This window comes from Mesorhizobium sp. M1A.F.Ca.IN.020.06.1.1 (genome assembly GCF_004023265.1).
Lineage (GTDB): Bacteria > Pseudomonadota > Alphaproteobacteria > Rhizobiales > Rhizobiaceae > Mesorhizobium.
On the sequence record NZ_RZSR01001620.1, the window covers coordinates 1 to 677 of the forward strand.

At 61.6% G+C, this 677-nt stretch carries 1 pseudogene; it reads right to left on the reverse strand.

Features of this window, described 5'->3' with window-relative positions:
• Window positions 1-419: 419 nt before the first annotated feature.
• Window positions 420-677 (reverse strand): annotated as a pseudogene (locus tag EOA60_RS35935) (IS110 family transposase); the annotation flags it as partial.

The window sequence follows — 677 nt, forward strand, 5'->3', positions numbered from 1 at the left end:
CTGCACGGTTGCCCGCCCGATGAAGGCCATGGGCCTCGAAGGCATCATCGCCGGCTGCTGGAGCCCATCGGCAACATCCCGCCGGCCGAAGCCGAGGAGCGCTACTACGCCATGCTGAATGAATCAGCCATGGCCGCGTGACTCATATGTGGAACGGCCCTTCAGGCAAGTGCTTTCTTCAGACAACTCATCACACGGGAACGGTGCGGTCATATGTCCGGCCTTTCAGCGCGGTTCAGGACCGCTGGCCTCGATGAAGTCCGCGATGCGAGGGGCTGATCAAACGAACGCGCTGTGAGCGCATTGAGTCACGCGGCCTCTCTCGCCTCGGGATTTCGTCCCATGGAATCATCGTCTGTTTCGTGCACCTCGCCTCTGCCGGCTACCGCACCGGTCAGTTCGTCGGGGTAGTCTTCAGCTCAAGCGCTCGCTGCGCTGTTTGCCGCCTCAAGACCCCGATATGTCCCGCCCTTGGTCAGAAGCGCCCAGATGATCCGGGCCATCTTGTTGGCGAGCGCGACAGCCACGACCTTGTAGGGCCGCCGCTTCAGAAGACCATTCAGCCATTTCGGCGTTTTGTCGTTGCCCCGCATATGCCGCAGGACAGAAGTCGCACCGAGCACCAGCAGGGAGCGAAGCTCCGCATTGCCCATCTTCGATATTCCTCCAAGCCGCTC